Raw genomic sequence first — 1,791 nt, forward strand, 5'->3', positions numbered from 1 at the left:
CTGCGCAGCGCGACGGTCGGTCATGCCCGCAAAGATCTGCCGCTTTTGCCCATATCGCCACAATATGCGATTGACAGCCCGGCCAGACATCCCTAAATCCCGCCCTCACGACACCTGCCCAGGTGGCGGAATGGTAGACGCGCTAGCTTCAGGTGCTAGTACTGGCAACGGTGTGGAGGTTCGAGTCCTCTCCTGGGCACCAATTTTCGAGACAAATTTCCGCTCCCGCGACGTGTTTCGCAGCCTTTCCGCCTGACGTGCGCTCGGCTGCCCCACTTGTACGCCCTTCTTCGAACGCCATATCCCTATTCTAAGCCTGAAACGAATGTTGAGGTTGGATATGGGATATCTGAAAACGGCAGTTCTGATGGCCGCGATGACGGCGCTTTTCATGGGCGTGGGTTACCTCATCGGTGGCGCGGGCGGCACCTTGATCGCCTTCGTGGTGGCGGCCGGGATGAACGCATTCACATGGTGGAACTCGGACCGGATGGTGCTGCGCATGCACAACGCGCAGCCCGTTACGCCGGGGGATCGACTCGGGTTGCATGACATGGTTTCCCGGCTTGCCCAAAACGCGGGCATGCCGGAGCCCAAGGTCTACCTGATCGACACGCCCCAGCCCAACGCCTTCGCGACAGGCCGCAACCCCGAGAATGCCGCAGTAGCAGTAACATCCGGCCTGCTCCGGAGCCTTGACCGGGAGGAGCTGGCAGGCGTCATCGCGCATGAACTTGCGCATATCCGCAACCACGATACAGCGATCATGACCGTTACCGCCACTTTCGCCGGTGCGATCTCCATGCTTGCCAATTTCGCGTTTTTCTTCGGCGGCGCGCGGGAGCGGCTGGGGCTGATGGGGACATTGATGATGATGTTCCTTGCACCGCTCGCCGCGGCACTGGTGCAAATGGCGATCAGTCGGAACAGGGAATATGCAGCGGATAAGGCCGGTGCGGAAATCTGCGGCGAGCCGCTCTGGCTTGCCTCGGCGCTTGAGAAAATTGCAATGGGTGAGAGTCGGATCGACAATCACGCGGCAGAGCGGAACCCCGCAACTGCCCATATGTTCATCATCAATCCACTGCATGCGCACAAGCATGACAACCTGTTCGCGACCCACCCCGCCACCGAAAACCGGATCGCGGCCTTGCGTGCCATGTCAGATGAACCCACAAAAAACAGGCACTTGCGCCAACCTGTTGATAGCGCGTTGCCCAAGGTTGGGAAGCGGCAGCGGAAAGGGCCGTGGAAATGATCCCGGTGCGGAGGTGCTAATCGAGCTTTCGGCGCATTAGCCCAAGGGCGCGCGGGCATTCACTCGCGCCGATAACCGGCAGGGTATCCGCTAGCCGGCAGTCACCCCCTGAACGTGGTAGCCCTCGACCCGCGTCGCGATCAACCTGCGCAAGCGTGCCGTATCCGCGTCGGTAATCGCGTTCTGCAATTCTCGCAGCATCGAAGCCACTTCGATCTGGCTCAACATACCCTCCTGCGCCCGCAGGATTTTGGCATGGGGCGTGGGAAGGAGGCTATCGTCATCGATAAGCAACTCTTCGTAAAGCTTTTCGCCGGGCCGAAGTCCGGTGACCTTTACCTCGATATCGCCCTCCCCGGTGACGGGGTCTTTCACCTTTAGTCCGGACAGCGTGATCATGCGATGCGCGATGTCGATGATCTTCTGCGGCTCGCCCATATGGAGCACGAAAACATCACCGCCGGTAGCATATGCCCCCGCCAAGAGCACAAGACGGGCCGCTTCGGGAATGGTCATGAAAAACCGCGTCAAGT

General features: G+C 60.0%; 2 protein-coding genes and 1 tRNA gene. 2 read left to right on the plus strand and 1 reads right to left on the minus strand.

What is annotated here, in order from left to right; translation table 11 throughout:
* Positions 1-116: 116 nt before the first annotated feature.
* Positions 117-202 (plus strand) — tRNA-Leu (locus tag A3764_RS16280).
* 138 nt (positions 203-340) lie between these two features.
* Entirely contained in the window at positions 341-1,258 is a 918-nt protein-coding gene (htpX, locus tag A3764_RS16285) for a zinc metalloprotease HtpX (RefSeq protein ID WP_067921825.1), read from the plus strand.
* Positions 1,259-1,348: 90 nt separating this feature from the next.
* On the opposite strand, the gene A3764_RS16290 is transcribed toward htpX, so the two are convergent.
* Positions 1,349-1,791, minus strand: a 443-nt coding sequence (locus A3764_RS16290; protein ID WP_161487503.1) for a polysaccharide biosynthesis protein, incomplete at its 5' end; no start/stop codon positions are given.

Origin of the sequence: Sulfitobacter sp. HI0129 (genome assembly GCF_001635395.1) — a bacterium.
In the GTDB taxonomy this organism is placed as follows: domain Bacteria; phylum Pseudomonadota; class Alphaproteobacteria; order Rhodobacterales; family Rhodobacteraceae; genus Sulfitobacter.

Coding starts and splice junctions, on each gene's coding strand:
- htpX (WP_067921825.1), top strand. CDS start 341: ATGGGATATCTGAAAACGGCAGTTCTGATGGCCGCGATGACGGCGCTT.